Annotated in this window: 13 protein-coding genes; 2 read left to right on the plus strand and 11 right to left on the minus strand. The window is 54.9% G+C overall.

What is annotated here, in order from left to right; all coding sequences use genetic code 11:
- Positions 1-4 precede the first annotated feature (4 nt).
- Together E9954_RS21670 and pheS are read right to left on the minus strand one after the other, a co-directional pair.
- Positions 5-1,303, minus strand: coding sequence for an ATP-dependent 6-phosphofructokinase (locus E9954_RS21670; RefSeq protein WP_136081384.1), 1,299 nt, complete (start codon positions 1,301-1,303; stop codon positions 5-7).
- Between the two features lie 10 nt (positions 1,304-1,313).
- Positions 1,314-2,327: a phenylalanine--tRNA ligase subunit alpha gene (gene pheS / locus E9954_RS21675; RefSeq protein ID WP_136081385.1), complete on the minus strand. Its 1,014-nt coding sequence runs from the start codon at positions 2,325-2,327 to the stop codon at positions 1,314-1,316.
- A 190-nt stretch (positions 2,328-2,517) separates the two neighbouring features.
- Here pheS and E9954_RS21680 point away from each other — a divergent pair, with 190 nt between their 5' ends.
- Together E9954_RS21680 and E9954_RS21685 are read left to right on the plus strand one after the other, a co-directional pair.
- Positions 2,518-2,931 carry a nucleotidyltransferase substrate binding protein gene (locus E9954_RS21680; RefSeq protein WP_222847273.1) on the plus strand — a complete coding sequence of 138 codons (414 nt, stop codon included), beginning with the start codon at positions 2,518-2,520 and terminating at the stop codon, positions 2,929-2,931.
- Entirely contained in the window at positions 2,924-3,313 is a 390-nt protein-coding gene (locus tag E9954_RS21685) for a nucleotidyltransferase domain-containing protein (protein ID WP_222847274.1), read from the plus strand. Before E9954_RS21680 ends, E9954_RS21685 begins: the two co-directional genes overlap by 8 nt.
- A 279-nt stretch (positions 3,314-3,592) precedes the next feature.
- On the opposite strand, the gene E9954_RS21690 is transcribed toward E9954_RS21685, so the two are convergent.
- The 9 genes from E9954_RS21690 to cmoB all read right to left on the minus strand — a co-directional run bounded on the left by E9954_RS21690 (position 3,593) and on the right by cmoB (position 16,239).
- Positions 3,593-5,437, minus strand: a complete 1,845-nt coding sequence (locus E9954_RS21690; protein WP_136081386.1) for a hypothetical protein — start codon at positions 5,435-5,437, stop codon at positions 3,593-3,595.
- A gap of 13 nt (positions 5,438-5,450) precedes the next feature.
- A complete protein-coding gene (locus E9954_RS21695; protein ID WP_136081387.1) occupies positions 5,451-6,551 on the minus strand; it encodes an exonuclease/endonuclease/phosphatase family protein in 1,101 nt (366 codons plus the stop codon).
- A gap of 8 nt (positions 6,552-6,559) precedes the next feature.
- Positions 6,560-7,177 carry a hypothetical protein gene (locus E9954_RS21700; protein WP_136081388.1) on the minus strand — a complete coding sequence of 206 codons (618 nt, stop codon included), beginning with the start codon at positions 7,175-7,177 and terminating at the stop codon, positions 6,560-6,562.
- Positions 7,178-7,272: 95 nt separating this feature from the next.
- Positions 7,273-9,432: an FG-GAP repeat domain-containing protein gene (locus E9954_RS21705; RefSeq protein WP_168442489.1), complete on the minus strand. Its 2,160-nt coding sequence runs from the start codon at positions 9,430-9,432 to the stop codon at positions 7,273-7,275.
- Positions 9,433-9,463: 31 nt separating this feature from the next.
- Entirely contained in the window at positions 9,464-11,110 is a 1,647-nt protein-coding gene (locus tag E9954_RS21710) for a hypothetical protein (protein ID WP_136081390.1), read from the minus strand.
- Positions 11,110-12,735 carry a hypothetical protein gene (locus E9954_RS21715; protein ID WP_136081391.1) on the minus strand — a complete coding sequence of 542 codons (1,626 nt, stop codon included), beginning with the start codon at positions 12,733-12,735 and terminating at the stop codon, positions 11,110-11,112. Before E9954_RS21715 ends, E9954_RS21710 begins: the two co-directional genes overlap by 1 nt.
- Before the next feature lie 127 nt (positions 12,736-12,862).
- Complete coding sequence (locus E9954_RS21720; RefSeq protein WP_136081392.1) at positions 12,863-13,789, minus strand: S1C family serine protease; 927 nt, start codon at positions 13,787-13,789, stop codon at positions 12,863-12,865.
- A gap of 102 nt (positions 13,790-13,891) precedes the next feature.
- Positions 13,892-15,142, minus strand: coding sequence for a valine--pyruvate transaminase (locus tag E9954_RS21725; protein ID WP_136081393.1), 1,251 nt, complete (start codon positions 15,140-15,142; stop codon positions 13,892-13,894).
- Positions 15,143-15,237: 95 nt separating this feature from the next.
- On the minus strand, positions 15,238-16,239 hold the full coding sequence (gene cmoB / locus E9954_RS21730) for a tRNA 5-methoxyuridine(34)/uridine 5-oxyacetic acid(34) synthase CmoB (protein WP_136081394.1): 1,002 nt from the start codon (positions 16,237-16,239) through the stop codon (positions 15,238-15,240).
- Positions 16,240-16,338 lie beyond the last annotated feature (99 nt).

The following is a 16,338-nucleotide window of genomic DNA, read 5'->3' on the forward strand; positions in this document are numbered from 1 at the left end:
CGCCTCAATTCACCATGCTGTGCGGTTGGTGGGTGGCCTGGATGACGGTTTGCCAGAACCAGCTTTGCGGGTCGATGGTTTTTCGGGCGCCGATCATTTCGATGGGCAGGTGCACGAGGCGATCGTGGTGCAGGCCAACAATCATGTTGGTGCAGCCGGCCATGGCCGCGTGCACGGCGTTGTTGCCGAGGCGCAGGCAATACATGGAGTCGTTCGCGTTGGCGCGGCGGCTGCGGATGTTGTAGCTCGGATCGAAATATTTGACGTTGACCTCCAGGCCCTTCTTTTTGAAGTGGGCATGGATTTCCTCATTCATCAAATCGCCGATGTCCTGAAGGCGTTTGTTGCCGGACTTGTCGGTGGCGTCCTTGGCTTTGTCGAACAGGTGTTGGCCGGCGCCTTCTGCCACGACGACCACGGCATGCTCCTTGCGCCGCAGGCGTTTTTCCAGGACTTCCAGGAAGCCCTTGGGGCCGTGGAGGTCGAACTCCACTTCCGGGACGAGGCAAAAGTTGACGGCGCTGTTGGCCAGTGCGGCCGATGCGGCGATCCAGCCCGATTCGCGGCCCATCAGTTTAACGAGACCGACGCCGTTGCGGTAGGCGCGCGCTTCGTTGTGGGCGTTGGTGATGATGTCCCAGGTGGCTTCAACGGCGGTTTCGAAGCCGAACGAGCGCTGGATCAGGCTGATGTCGTTGTCGATCGTTTTGGGAATGCCGACGACGGAAATTGGAATGTTGCGTTCCTTGAGCTTGTTGACGATGTCGCGCGAGCCGCGCTGGGTTCCGTCGCCGCCGATGGTGAAGAGGATGTCGACACCGTAATGGATCAGCGTGTTGATGATTTCGTCGTCGTCCTGCCGGCCACGCGACGACTTGAGCATGGTGCCGCCCTTTTCGTGGATCTCGTCGGTGTTGTCGGTGGTTAGCTCGACGGGATAGTGGTAGTACTTCGCCACGAGACCTTCGTAGCCATACTTGAACCCCAGCACGCGTTTCACGCCATAGCTTTCCAGGCTGCAGAAGGTCAGGGCGCGGATCACGTCGTTGAGTCCCGGGCAGAGGCCGCCGCAGGTGACGATGCCGACGGTGACATCCTTCGGGTTGAAGAAAACCTTCTTGCGCGGACCGGCCAATTCGAAATATTCGATGTCCTCGATTTTTTCGAGTTTGGAAAGCTCCTTGGTGCGGTCGTGGCATGCCACGGCCTCTCCGTCGTAGAAGCGAACCAGCTTATCGATAAGGGGCGAATCGAACGTGGTTTCGCCCAGGGTTTCCGCGCGGTGGATCTTTAGGTTTTCCATCGATCTTCTCCTAGAATTGTGAAAGGAACCGGACATCGTTTTCGTACAGGTTCCGGATGTCGTGAATGCCATACAAAATCATGGTGATGCGTTCGATGCCCATGCCGAATGCGAAGCCGGTGACTTTCGAGCTGTCGTAGCCCACCGACTGGAAGACGTTGGGGTCGACCATGCCCGCGCCGAGGATCTCGATCCATCCGCTGTTCTTGCAGACGCGGCAGCCCTTGCCGTTGCAGACGTGGCAGGTGAAGTCGACTTCGACGCTCGGTTCCGTGAACGGAAAGAAGTGCGGGCGGAAGCGGATCTTCACGTTCGGCCCCATGAGCTCGCGGGCGAAGTAGGAAAGCGTGCCCTTGAGATCGGCCAGCGAAACATTCTCGTCCACATAAAGGCCCTCCACCTGGTGGAAGTTTGCGCTGTGGGTGGCGTCCGGCGTATCGCGGCGGTAGCAGCGGCCGGGGGAAATGATCCGTACCGGCGGCTTGTGCTCCATCATATAGCGCACCTGCACCGGCGAGGTGTGGCAGCGCATCAGGTCGCCGTTGTTCAAATAGAAGGTGTCCTGCTCGTCGCGCGAGGGATGGTCGGCGGGGGTGTTGAGCGCATCGAAGTTGTTCCAGACGGTTTCAATGTCCGGGCCGTCGGCCACGGTGAAGCCGAGGGTCTGGAAAATCCGGGTGATGCGGTCGGTGATCTGCGTGATCGGGTGGCGGGTGCCGAGTCCCTGCCACTGGCCGGGCTGGGTCAGGTCGAAGCCCGCCCCTGCGGACGTGCCGCTGGCGGCGAATTCCGCCTGCTTGGTCTTGATCCGCTCCGCCAGCTCGTTCTTGAAATCATTGACGGTCTTGCCGAACATCGGTTTTTCTTCCGGCGAAACATTTTTGAGTTCCTGCATCACCTTTGGAAGCAGCCCCTTGCGGGCGAGGTATTCAATGCGAACGCCCTCGAGCGCCTCCGCGTTTTCGGCATTTCGCGCTTTTTCCAGCGCCGCTGCCTTCATATCGATCAAGTCTTGTAGCGTCATATTTTTTCCCCGGTTCCATGAATTGGAAAAACAGCGTCCTATCATCCTTGCCGGGGGGATTTTGGCAATTGCTTTTTTGCGGTTTCTTTCGGTTGATTAAACATATTTGGAGCAATTCGGGGCGGCTTGAGATTGTATTCTCCGCGCAAAAAAGCTTGGATGCATATAGGCCGATTGATCGGAGGGGCCTATGATGGATGACGACTTGGATATTCGTTGGAAGCAGCGGTTTCAAAACTTTGAAAAATCGCTGAAGCTACTTGAAGGGGCATTGGCTGTTCGGTCTCCCGACATCTACCAAAGAGCGGGGATGATTCAGTTTTTCGAAACCACCTTCGAGCTATCTTGGAAAATGATGAAGGACTATTTCGAGGCGGAGGGTTTTTCAGACGTCAAATCGCCCCGGGCAGCGATTAAGCAGGGTTTTGAGAGCGGCTTGCTTCAGGAAGGGCACGCATGGATGGAATTGCTCAAAGACCGTAACCTGACGGCACACACCTATGATGAAGAAACGGCGGAGAAAGTCGAAAAACTGATCGAAGGGAAATACATCCCCATCATCCGCGACCTTCATGAAACCTTCAAGAAGCTTAACGATGCATGACCTCGGACTCAGCGAAAACGATTTGAAAGCCATCCGGGAAATGCTGGGTCGGTGCCCGGAGGTCAAGCAAGCCGTTGTCTTCGGTAGTCGGGCAAAAGGGACGCACCAAAATGGGAGCGATGTCGATTTGGCGCTAAAGGGGACAGAGCTGACGTTTGAAGGGGTCACCCGTATTTCCTACCTTCTCAACGAAGAGACTTTCATGCCTTACAAGTTCGATGTTCTCCAATACGAGACGATTAAAAGCACAGAGCTCATTGACCATATCGACCGTGTTGGAATAACGGTCTACAAAGCCGACAATCCCTTTATCGGTTCCCGCGCAGATATAGAGGATGTAGAAACGCATGTGCGTGACCTTCGTAAAGGGCGGGAACTATAATCCTGTATCGTCATTTGAAGTGCTCCTTTAGCAGTTCCGTCCGGAATAGAGAAGCCGTGGCGGTGGATTCCGTTCCTCTGTTCCAGCGCGTACGGTTGCGGCGGATCGGAATCCGCCGCCACGGTGTCATTCGCCAAGACAAAGCAGAAGCTTGTCGTAGGCGAAGACGTCGGTTTTAATTCTCTGTTTGGCCGATGACCTTAGCATCGTCACGGCGACACCTTCGTCAACCGTTCGAGGCAGGAGCTCGGTGTGGTTCCTCACAATCAATACTCCTTATTATTCCTTGAAAATCCTATAGCCGAAGTAGTCACGGGCGACCTCCGAGTTCTCCGCAAGTTCGTCATCCGTTTTTACGGCCACAACTGAGGAAACGGAAACAGATACATTCTTCTCATCAAGCGCTTCCTTTAGTGTCGCCAAGGTCTCCTCATTTATTTCCCCAGCTAGAGTTTCTTTTACGGCAGAAAGAAGAGCTTCTGAAGAAAGGTCAAAGAGTTGCTCAAGGGCAAATCGGATTTGTTGGGAGAGTTCACGACCAGCTTTTTTATATTTGCTGATCAATGATGTTTTAGGTGATTTCAAAAGGGATGACTCTTTTTTTACTGCATCACCTTTGTTCTGAAAGGCAGACAATGCTGCTTCAAAACCCTCAAGAACAGAATCTAAATTATGAGCTAAATCCTGAAGCTTTTCTGCCAGAATTTTTACGTTCGGGAATATGGCACGATACTCAGGGTTTGCTGTTAAGTCGTTGAAAAATGCATTGAAGGACTCCTGCACTCTAAATGACCATTGGTTGAATTCTTCCGCATTGACTACTTTTTCTTTCCATGAAAGTTTTTCATCAGGGAATGTTCGCTCCCAATCACCAAGCTCTCGCAGGAAATCGGCTCCCAGAGCCTGGGTAACAGAGGCTACACATTTTTTCAAAACGGGATCCGCCAGTTTCGCAACCTGGTCTTTTGAAAATGCTAATAGTTCCTTTTCTGAATCTTCGAGGGTTTTTGCCCAAGGCAGAATGTATTCAGGATTTACCCGGTCGGATAAGAGATCGTACTCAATGCGATCATCCAACTCTGTATAGAGACGACTCAGCAATTTTGCATTGAGAGGGATGTTGTATTGCTCATTGACCAAGTTGCGTAGAATCTTAACAGCAGGCTTCGGCTTGCATATCGCGATGTAATTCACTGCGCACATCTGAAGAACATCCAACTCAGACTGTCCAGCTTTCTGTGCACGTTCCAAAAGAGTCACCATTTCATCAACATCGTTTTCCGGGTCAAGAAGCGAGAATTTATCAAGGGCGGCAGAAGCTGCAATTACATCCTCCCTCATTAATGGGAAATAGGCATTGTCATATTCATTGAGTGCATCCAGAGCCTTTTGTTTAAATGCACCACATAATTCTTCACGGTTTATGTTCTTATACTTTTCTGCGGATTCCAGAGCACAACGAGCCTTGTAATACCAGAAAGTTGGAAATGCCTTAAACGTATCGTTTAAGACATCCAACCGTTCAAATTGGCGATGCGGATCGGGATCCATCAGGATTTTATTGTATTGAGAAATTTGTTTTTCCGTTAAACGCCACTCATCCGGAAAATCATAGGTGTCTGAAAGTCGCCAAGCAGTTTCGAAAAGGCTTCTGCGCAGACCATTGAGCTGTTCGATGGCGGAGCGCTGCAGCTGCCATTGCTGTTTTTCATAATCCAAGTTGGTTTTGGCTTTGGAACGACGGTAGTTGATATAGCCGATTCCCGCCTGTGTCGCCAATCCGATTGCCATAGTTGCAGGGCTTCCTGCAACCATCATCCCCATCCCGGACATCGAATCCCAAATGGCATTTTTCATCCGGTGCTGATACTCCTTCTCCGCCATGGCCTTATCGCCCTCCTGCATCAGGTAGAAGGTGATGACATCCATGATGGACGTAATGGCAGAAAGAAGGGCCTCATCCTTGACGATTTCCCGAAGATTCAAATTATTTAAGATTGCATCGTATTCCTGCTTGAGAATATTGATGTCTTGATAATCCACTATCTGTGAAACAGACACCGTACAGAGGTTCAGGGCAAATGCGGCTTTCTGTTTTTCTTCTTTTGCTATCTCGATACTCATTTTCTATTTCCCTTTAGAGCGACAGCTCAGCAATGATTGGAACGTGGTCCGAGCACTCTTCATGATATTCCTTAAACTTTTCCAGTCCTGAAAAGCATTCGATGCGTCCAGGGTTTTTCAGTGATGAGGCCCAATTTTGGTTAAATGAAAAATGGTCGTAGTTTTCGCTGTAAAACTCATCATCAGAGGTAGGCCGAGGACGTTCATCAAAATACGTTATTTTTTTCAGCGTCGATTTCATGTTCTGAACCGTTTCAACCCGGTGGTTTTCACAGTTTTTCATGTATTCTCGATCAGAGTCAGGGGTAACTCCGGCAAGGTCTTCTTCGGTTAGGTTATAATCGCCAGCGATGAGTGTTCGGACAGAGCGATAGTCGCCAAAACGAAGGGTGTTGACAAGGGTATGAATGGAACCCGTTAAGAATTTGTATTCCTCAATGCGTAGTTTTATGGCGATTTTTTTTGGGACTCGCGTTTTCGTTTTTTCATTTCTACCCCCAAACCTGATGTGAGTATTGATAATGCGGAGTTCCCACCAGAGGTTTGCAGTAGGCCTGAATCCGCATATAAGAGGTGGTCGCTTTAGACTAACCCATGTTTTCAGAGTCTTTATCAGCGCCTCGTTTGCTACGTCTTTTTTGGTTATCTTTCGGATGGCCTCGTCAATAAGTTCAGCGAGTTTTTGGAGGAACCCTTCCCACGGAGAATTCAATTTTTGATAAATTTCCCGATAGTACTTTTGGGGCAATTCTTGCGTTTTTTTGTTTTGAACAACATCCATTTCTGTTTGGGGTGGAATCAGATAGATCCTTCTGGAATTCCAGATAAACGCATATTCTTCGTATTCTTTATCACCTCTCATGCACTTGGGTTTGAAATCCAAAAAATCCTTGGAATGAACTCCCGAATAGGTATTGCCCATCTTTTTGTTCAGCTCCTTAACCAAATACTCAACGCTGTCTTTTTTAAACACTTCCTGAAGGGCTAAAATGTCGAATTTCTCCTCTTCCATGATCCGGATAAAATGCTTTGCTTTGCGCATATTCTTGCAGTTTTCATCCTGTTCATTGGGTGGCGAAAAATTCTGTAGGTTATAGGAGCCGATTTTGTACATAATTCAGGCTACTTCTGGAGCCAAGAAGGGGCAACGTCGGAAAGGAACGCATCCACACCTTTTCCAGTAAGTTCTTTCTTTATTTTTGCCTTCTCTGTCATAAGCACTGCGCCAGTGTTGACCTTAAGTGCATGCATGTAGAGTTTGCCGCCAGCTTTAAAAGTCGCCTTCGAAACATTTTTTGCCATATCAATTGCTTTATCAACACCTTCTCCGACCGTATTGATACCTTCACTTTCATTTTTCTTCAGGAGTTTGGATTTAGTTTCACCGAGAGCTTTTGCACAGTTGGCGAGGTTGTCTTTAAATTGTTCTGCCACTTTGCCCCAATCCGATTCCCCAAAAATGACGGCATACGGGTATTGGGAAAGTACAAAGACTCCATCTTCTGTTTCAGCGCACTCACCCTCCTGGATCTTCTCGCGAATATACGTATGCGAAAGTGGGTTTTCTTTTCCATCCCCAATGCAGATAAAGCACCGTCCTTCCGTTTCAGGAATAGGGTGCTTCTCAAATTCTTTGCACAGGATTGTTTTAGAAAAAGAATTCTCTCCGAGGTAATCAGAAATCCTTTCTGCCAAGCTTACATATCGCTTGGGGTGAATAATAAAGAACTCCTTTTTCATAATAGCTTATCCTCTAATTAAAGAACGTATGCACATTTGCCCCATGTTAACAAACCCCAGTATCTATAAAACGCAATTCTTTATTATATTTAGGGTTATTCCCCCAGATAGATCAGGAGCTTGTCGTGGGCGAGGACGACGAGGTCGCCGATGTTGTCGCCGTTGAGATCGCCGGATTCGATGTCGTGGGGCTCGGTGCCCCGGGCGTTGCCCATGGTGGCGAAGTCGGAGGTGAGGAAGATTTCGAAGGCGAGTTCCTGTTTCAGTTCGTTGTCTTTCTGGCTCAGGATTTCGATGGCGCGGTTGGAGGGGTCGACGAGGGCGACCATCGGCCGGGGCGGACTGGCCAGCTTGACGAGCTTGGCATAGGCGAGCAAGGCATTCTCGGAGGGTGAAACATGCTCGCCGGTCGAGACCACGTCCAGTTGCATGCCGTTTCCGGTGACGGTGTTCAGTCCGGTTCGGTCGAGCAGCACAACCATGTCGCGTTCCCGGTTGGGGAGCTGGATGAGGTCGAAGATGGTTTGGTCGGCATCGGGGATGTGGATCTTGCCCCAGGCATCGCCATCGGCGGCGAACCGGACGAGGTCGCCGGAGTTGCGGTCGTAGAGCAGGGTGCCGGAGGAGCCGTCGCGCAAGTCGTAGTTGCAGGAGGCAATCAGTTCGCCGCGCGGGTTTTCGGGGTTGAACTGGCGCGTGGCTTCGTAGCGGTCGCCTTTCCATTCGAAGCGGCGGGCAATGGCGCCCTGCGAAACGACGAGGGACGAACCATCGCCGGGGGCGCCGAGCCGGATGTTGGAGAGTTCGAGCTTCTGGGTCAGGGCGCGGAACGATTCGCTGGTGATGTCCTCCAGCGTTTCCTTGGCGAAGAGCTTCATTTTGGGGGTGTCGTAGGCCATGAAGAAAATGAGCCCGGTTTTGCCTTCCGGCAGCTGGAAGGCCAGCAGGTCGGCGGGGTCGTTCTTCATGTCGAGCGGATAGATGGAGACGAGGTCGCCCTCCATTTTCACGAGCTGTAGTTCCCTGTCGTCGTTCTTGCAGACGAACCAGTTGTTGCATCCGGCCAGGACATGGCCGGGGGTCTTCAGGATGGAGGGGAAGCGCTCCAGATTGCTGCCGGAGTGGACGGCGGCGATCTTTTCCTTTTTGCTGACGACCACGATGTCGCCGTTTTCGAGGCGGGAAAGGCGTACCACTTCGGAAAGGGTGTCGATGCGCTTCGGCTCGGGATCGAGTCCGTCGTCGGTGCCGGCATAGAGGTGCAGGCGGCTGAGCTCGGGGGCGGCGACGAGCAGGTCGCCATAGCCGTCGTTGTTGAAGTCGTCGGCCAGCCAGGCGGGGGATGCTTTTTTACTGGTGCCCTCCAGGCCGATGCGCCCCGGGGAGTATTCCTGGGCGTCGAGCAGGGCGGGCTGCTCTTTCACGGTGAAGCCATAGGTGCGGACCGCGAGCCGGTTGCGCAGCACCATGCCGATTTGCGGGGCAACGCCCTCGGCCTGAAGGATATCCATGTAGTGCCGGGGCGGCAGGTCGAGCGGTTGCTCGATGCCGTAAAGGCCTCCGCCTTTTCCATAGCGGATTTTCAGCGGATTGCGCGTGCTGTTGAAATGGAAGGCGAGGTCGGGGATGCCGTCGTTGTTGATGTCGGCAATGTCGCCGAAGAAGCTTTTATCGGCCGCGAAGGTAAGGGTCTTCTTTTCCACGAAGGGGGTGGCGTCGGTATTCCAATGGAGGTCGGCCTTGTCGCGGCGGCAGACCAGGATATCGCGTTTTCCGTCCCCGTTGAGGTCGCCAATCTGGATGGTGCTGACCTCGGCCAAGTCCTTGATGAAGATGCGTTCGGGCTCCGCGAACGAGCCGTCGGCCTGTTGGTAGCGAAGCTGGAGGCCGATGGCGGTGCCGAAGGTGATGATATCCTTCAGCCCGTCGCCGTTGAGGTCGTTCACGCGGACGGCCTTGAGCCCTTGGTCGACAATCATCCCCTTGTCCTCGAAGCGGTCCTCCAGCTCCGGCAGGTCTTCGAGGGCTTCGCCGTTCGGCTTGCGCATCAGGATTTCGAGCCGGGAGACATGGTTGTTGGCGAACAGGATGTCGTCGAGGCCGTCGTTGTTGATGTCGGTCACGACCAGCCGCGAGGTGCCGTTCTTGAACTTGTAGATCTCCAGCGGCTGGAAACCAAAGTCGCGTTGGGGGGCTTCGGCCAATGCTCCGGAGGCGATGGCTGCGAGGGATAGAAGGGTGGCGAACTTCAACATTCCATATTCCTTGTTCGGGATTCGTGGTTCACTAGTATTTGAGAATGATCTTTTGGTGCAGGCCATGGACGCTGGCCTCGACGTATTGGTAGGAGACGTTGAAGTACGAGGCGATATGGTCGGCGGGCGGAAGCTTGTCGAAGTCCGGCGGGGGCAGGGCGGAGCCGCTCATGGCCCAGCGTTGCCGGATCATGGAGACGTATCCGGGTTGCGCGATTTCCTCGAGGATCACATCCATGCTCTTTTTCCAGTCGATGGCGCTGTAGGCGAAGGCCCGCGGGGGAACATGTTCGCGCAGGCCCTTAACCAGTTCGGTGCGCTCGAAGGCCTGGTTGGCGGCGGCATCGCTGGTGACGCTGCGGATCACCTGGCGCAGGCCGCCGGGGGTTCCGTAGAGCAGGTAGTCGCCGGCAATCGAGATGCCCATGGCCTCGGCGGGGTCGCTCTCCTTCAGCGTGTAGATGGTGTGGTCGAGGAAGTCGTCGATTTCAAGCCCAACGGAAACATAGGGTTGCATGGCCGGGGCGGCCAGTGCGGTTTCGAGCCCCTTCTTGAAGGCCGCGCCGTCCACCAGGTCGACGGCGACAACAGAGTCGCTTTTTTCGCCTTCCACCGTGGCGAAGGAGACAAATTTCTTGCCGAGGTGCGCGAGCAGATCCTGCTCGAGGTTGATGCCGGCCTGTTGCTGGATCATGGCCAGCAGCATATCGAACTGCGGTTTCATGGCGGGATCCGCCGAGGCCAGTACGTTGGGGATTTCCTGCCAGAGGCCCAGCAGATTGAAGCGGCCAACCTCGATGGACGCAATGTCTTCCGGAATGAAGGTGACGGTCGGCAGCTCGGAGGGTTGCACGTCGAGGATGGTGAACAATCCTTTGCCCATGGCGCCGATGCGCAGGATGTTGTCGGCCACGAGCCGGTCGTTCCGCAATTCGATCGTCGAGGAAAAATTTTCGATGTCCAAAAGCCCGAGCGCCTCGAACATGGCGCGTTCGCTAACGCCGGGCTGCCCTTCTGTAATGGAATCCTCGATCATCCTGGCCAGCGGCAGGTTGATGTTCAGGACGGGGTTTCCGGAGGGTTCCACCACCTCGTCCTTGCGGAGCCGGACGATGCATTGCTCGACCCACTCGCGGGTATGGCCCATCACAAACGTGCTGCCCACGTGCGCCTGCCAGGAGAACGATTCGTTCCCCGTCCCCGGCTTTTCGACGTGCTGGACGATCTCCACGTCCTGGAAGCTGCTTCTGACGATGTCGAACGGTTCCTTCATCACATCGCGCACCTGGTCGTCGAGCACCAGGCTTTTCTCGAACTCCTCCTTGCCCATCATGGCAATGATGTAGGGGTCTTCACTATTGAGGTCGAAGGCGAGGATGATTTCGCCGTTGAGCATCTTGAGTTGTTCGAGGAACACTTCGTCCTCGGCATCCTTTTCGCCGTCGAAGATAAACTCCTGCCAGGTGTCGGCATCGGGGTTGCCCATGAAGTCTTGGAACTGCTGGTCCTGCCACAGTTTGCCGATCGACGATTTCTTGAGCATGGACCAGAAGTTGGTCGTGTTGGAAACGCGGACATAGGTCTGCGCCTCGGGCGGAAGCAACTCGGTGCGTTCCATCGGTAGCGCCGCCAACGGGAGGGCGGCCAGTAGGAAAATGGAGAGGGTTTTGGACGGCATTACGGTGCTCCTTGCTTTTCGGTATGTTCGATTACGAGGCGGTGATGGATGCCGCCGGGAACGGCCTCCGCATAGTGGTAGGTGTTTTGGAGGAAGGTTGCCAGATGCCGGAGCGAGATTTCGTTTTCGCCGAGCTCCTCTTTCTTTCCTTCCGGATTCGATGTGAATCCAACGCCGGCGCTGAAGCTTGAATCGCTCATTTTGATATAGATCAGGGCGGGGGCCTTGCGGTGGTTCATTCCGCCATAGCCGAAGGAGTTTTCCGGGGCAAGGGCACGGGCGGTCTCACGCAAGGCCGATGGGGTGGCCGTTCTCCCATGCCGCAAAATGGCGTTGCGGAGGATTTCCGAGGTGTTGCCGAAAAAGAGGTAGTCCTCGCAGACGCACAGGGCGAAGGCCTCGGTGGCGGGGTTCTTCTTGTTCTTTTTGAAATAGATCGTGCGGTCGCGGAAGTCCGTTGTTTCGATATGGTGCGCCCATGCCTTCGCGAAAGGCGAGGCCAGCAGCTTGTTCAGGGACGCTTCCAGGACCTTTCCATCCTTCAGTTCGAGCGAAACCAGCATGGGCTGGTTGGTGCTGATTGATTCGGAATGGAGCGTGAAGCGTTCTCCGAGTTGCGCCATCAGGTCGTGCTCGATGCTCAGTCCGCTCTGCTGCTCGAAGAAAGCAAACAAGCCCGTCAATGCAACGCTATCCTTCCGTGGCATGCCGCCGAGGATTTCAGGAATTTTTTCCCAGAGTGCCGGCAGGTCGATCTTCCCATACGAAAACGAAGTGGCGTGCTCCGGCACGATCCGGTCGTCCGAAAAATCCTCCGGAGTGGTGTCGAGCAGCGCGAACAGCCCCTTGCCTTGTTCCGAAAGGGCAAGGGTGCCATCGAGAACCAGATCGCCCTCCTTCATTTCGATGTCGAGCAGGTAGTGCTCGATGCCCATGATGCCAAGGGCATCCCAGATCGATTCGCTTTTGGCGCGTTCGTCGGGCGCTTTTTGCGCCAAATCGTTCCGCGTCCATTGACCAAGGGGGAAGCGGCAACTGATCTTGCTGCCTTCCGGTTCGGTTATCGTTTCGTTCTTGAGCCGGACCATGCTTTGTTCGACCCACTCGCGTTCACTGCCGAGCAACAGGGTGCCATGGGTGCAGGCCAACCAGCAGTTCATCTCGTTTGTCGAGCCGCCCCGCATGATGTCGTGGATGATCTCCGTGCCTTGGAACATTTCGCGTTTGCGGAAGGCTTCGTCGGTTTGACCCTGCAGCCAATCGGTACGTTCGACGATCCGCCCAAACTCCTCGTCCGTCGCGGTGGCCGCCAGGAACATGCGGTTGATCGTGAGCGCGGAACCTTGTTCGTCGTCGTAGACCAGCGCAATCTCGCCCTTGAGCAACTTCAGTATTTCGAACAGCTGCCGGATTTCCAGCTTGAGTTTCCCCTCGGCAATTTTTTTCTTCACCTTCCCTTCGAAGGCCTCCACGAAATCCTGCACCTTTTCATCGGCGCGCAGGCGGTCGCCATAAGCCGCCGAGAATTCTTTCCAGAGTGTTTCCGCCTGGGTGATCCGCACATGCTTTTTGGCCGGCGGAAGCAAATCAGTCCGCTCCAGCGCCTCCACCTTCAATCCGAGCATAAGTGCAAAGACCGCAACCACTCGACCGATCGATTTTACAGGACTATTGATAACAGGACGATTTCCCGATCCACGAGAAATAGTCCTGTTATCAATAGTCATGTTGAATCTCTGCAGCACAGTGGCCCTAGTCGGTTTGTTCCGAGGAAAATTTTCCGGGTCGGCGCGGCGGGTCGGGATAGACAAAGCCGGACTCGGGGTTGGTGGCGTCGTAGGCGAACGCGTCGATCTGGTCGAGGATATATTTCGGGTGCCGCGCCGGGATGGCGAAGTTGAGCCCCTCCATCGTGGGCACGCCCATGTTGATGACGCCGATCACCTGTCCGCGCGCATTGAAGAGCGGGCCGCCGGAGTTGCCGGGGTTGACGGGGGCATCGATCTGCAAATAGAGGATGCCGCCAAAGTTGCGGTGGGTCTGGCTGAGCACGCCTTCGGTCACGGTGCGCTCAAGCCCGAGCGGGTTGCCGATGGCGAACACGGTCTCGCCCACGCTCAGGTTCTCTTCCGGCGAAAAAATGACCGGGGTGATTTCGGTGTCGAAATCGGTTAGCTTGAGGATGGCGAGGTCGTGGAAGGGGGCGGTGGCAACAATCTCCACGTCCTTGTGCACCACGCGGCGCAGGATTTTGCTTTCCTGTAGGAACTGGGTCACGGAAATCTTTTTTTCCCCGGCGATCACGTGGAAGTTGGTGATGAGATATCCCGCCTTGTTGATGAAAAAACCGGAGCCGAGGCCCCCGGCGGTCTTCACCAGCACCACGGCGGGCGCGTAGAGCTCCGCGGCCTCGGCGGTTGAAATCCGTTCGGGCACCTGCACCGAATAGAGCGAGTTGGTATCGGCAGGAACGGTGCCTTCGACCGCCGAATCTGCGTAGGTTGCCAGGATTTCGGATTTCGGCACGCGCAGGACATCGAAGCCCAGATCCAGCACGGTGGAGTCGTCGGCCTCTTTCAGCACGGGGGCCTGGATCTTCGCGCCGCCGCGCAACACGACATCGTCCGCAAAAGCTAAACCCACGGTAATGGCCACGGCCGTGAAAAGTATGGTTCTCATAAATAGTCCTTATTGCGTACTGCGTATTCCCTACTACGTACTTGGAGGGCATTTTTCTTTGAGGATAGTGTGCAATACGCAATACGCCGTACGCAATACGCATCACGAATAAAGCTTCCGCACTTCGTCGGCGATGATTTTCACCCCCTCGTGGACAACGGCGTCGTCCTGGGCGTAGGTGACCCGGATGCACTCGTGCTTGTGCTGCCAATATTCGTGCTCCAGCCCCGGGAAGAAATAGTTTCCGGGGACGATCAGCGTCTTGCGCCGTTTGAGCCGTTCGTAGAGTTCCTTGCTGGTGCAGGGCAGTTCCGGGAACCACAGCCATAGGAAGAGGGCGCCCTCCGGTTTGTGGATGCGGCACGGCAGATCCCCCAGCTCCTCGCGGAACCACTCCAGCGTCTGGAGCGCCTTACGCCTGTAGAACGGTTGAACGATCTCTTTGCTGATCTGCATGATCTCGCCACTACGCACCATTTCGAAGGCCAGCTTGGAGCCGAGTCCTCCGGGGGCGAGGTGCATCACGCCGTTGATCTCGCCAATGGCTGTGGCAATCTCTTCGCGGGCAATCACGATGCCCGTGCGCAGGTTGGGCAGGCCGAGTTTCGAGAGGCTCATGGTTAAAACGGTATTGGGGCTCCAAATGGGTTTGGCTTCCGTGTAGATAATGTTGGGAAACGGCGTGCCGTAGGCGCCGTCGATGATCAGCGGAATACCTTTTTCCCCGGCAATCGCATCCAGTTCCAGAATCTCCGCATTCGTCAGCACGTTGCCCGTCGGGTTGGTGGGGCGCGACACGCAGATGGCACCCACATCGTCGCCAACGTCGAGCGAGTCGAAATCGATATGGTATTTGAACAGCCCATCATCCAGCAGCTCGATGCTCGGGTGGCGCGCAATGAAAAAACCATCGGTCAATCCCGCGTCGGCATAGCCGATGTATTCCGGCGTCAGCGGGAACATGATTTTCTTTTTCGACCCGTCCGGCATCTCGCCGGCAAACATATTGAAAAGATAGAACAGGCCGCTCTGGGCCCCATTGGTCAGGGCAATGTTTTTTGCCGTGATGTCCCAACCGAAGGTCTCGCGCAGCAGCGCGGCCAGCGCCTCGATGAACGCCTCGTTCCCGCGGGTGCCGTCGTAGTTGCCGATCATCGCTTCAAAGCCGCGCGGCTCGGCGAGGATTTGCTCCATGCGGTTGCGGAAGTGGAGCTGCACTTCCGGAATATGCGCCGGGTTCCCGCCGCCGAGCATCAGCATGTCGCCCTTTGCCATGGCCGAGCCAAGGTCGTCCATCAGCTCCGTAATGCCCGCCTTGCGCGTAAACTTTTCACCAAACTTCGAGAGATTCATGGCTAATAAATAACCACGGAATACACGGAATACACGGAAAAAGAAAATGTATGTACTCCCTCCTTTAAGAACCCTCCAGCTGCGCTGGTGGATTGCTAAACCTTTGCAACCACCACCGCGCGCTTGGGGGCGGGGTAGCCTTCAACGGTCTGGGCGGGATCGGATGGGTCGAGATAGTCGGGGAGCGATTCGAAGGTCATCCAGTCGGTGGCTCGTTGCTCTTCGAGCGAGGTGGTGTTGACATCGACCGTGCAAATGTCTTTGAGCCCGCAGCGCTTCATCCAGAGTTCGAGCGTTGGGACGGAAGGAATGAACCAGACGTTACGCATCTTGGCGTAGCGGCCATGCGGGATCAGCGAATAGCCCTCCGGGCCGTCCGCCACCAGCGTCTCGATCACGAGCTCGCCACCGGGCTTTAAAAAGGATTTCAGCTGCTCGATATGCTCAACCGGCGATTTGCGGTGATAGAGCACGCCCATCGAAAAGACGGTGTCGAACGCGCCGGGCGTTTCGGGCACATCCTCGATACCGAGCGGCAGCACCCAGGCCCGCGGATCGCCGAGGAAATGCTTCATCGCAAAAAACTGGCAAATGAACAGGGGGGAGGGATCGACTCCAACGACGAGCTTGGCACCTTCGCCGGCCATGCGCCAGCAGTGGTAGCCGTTGCCGCAGCCGACATCCAGGATCGTCCGGCCTTCGAGAGGCTGAAGGTGCGGCCGGACGCGGTCCCACTTCCAGTCCGAGCGCCATTCGGTGTCGATATGGACACCGTGAACGTGGTACGGCCCTTTGCGCCACGGGTGAAACTGCTTGAGCAGGTCTTCCAGGCCATCGATCGGTTTCCCGTCCACGCGCACTTCGTTGCGGAGTTCGATCGTAGGCGCAACGCCCTCGTCGCGTTGCGTGTGCGGGGAAAGCGACGAGGTCGTCGCTTCTACATCGGGAAGCTTGGCCAGGGCCTCCTCCCATTCGGGCAGCTTGCCGTGGCGCTCGTAGCGCAGGCCATGGGCAATACGCTCGGGCAGCAACCCGATCCACGGTTCGAGGTCGGTGCCTTTCAGCATTTTATAGAATGGGGTGTAGTCGATTTTCATATGGAGACGGATTTTAACCACAAAGACACGAAGGGCACAAAGGTTAGGCACAAACGGATGATGCTTCTTTGAGTTCTTCGTGTCTTGGTGGTTCTATTC

The organism is Pontiella desulfatans (assembly GCF_900890425.1).
Taxonomy (GTDB): domain Bacteria; phylum Verrucomicrobiota; class Kiritimatiellia; order Kiritimatiellales; family Pontiellaceae; genus Pontiella; species Pontiella desulfatans.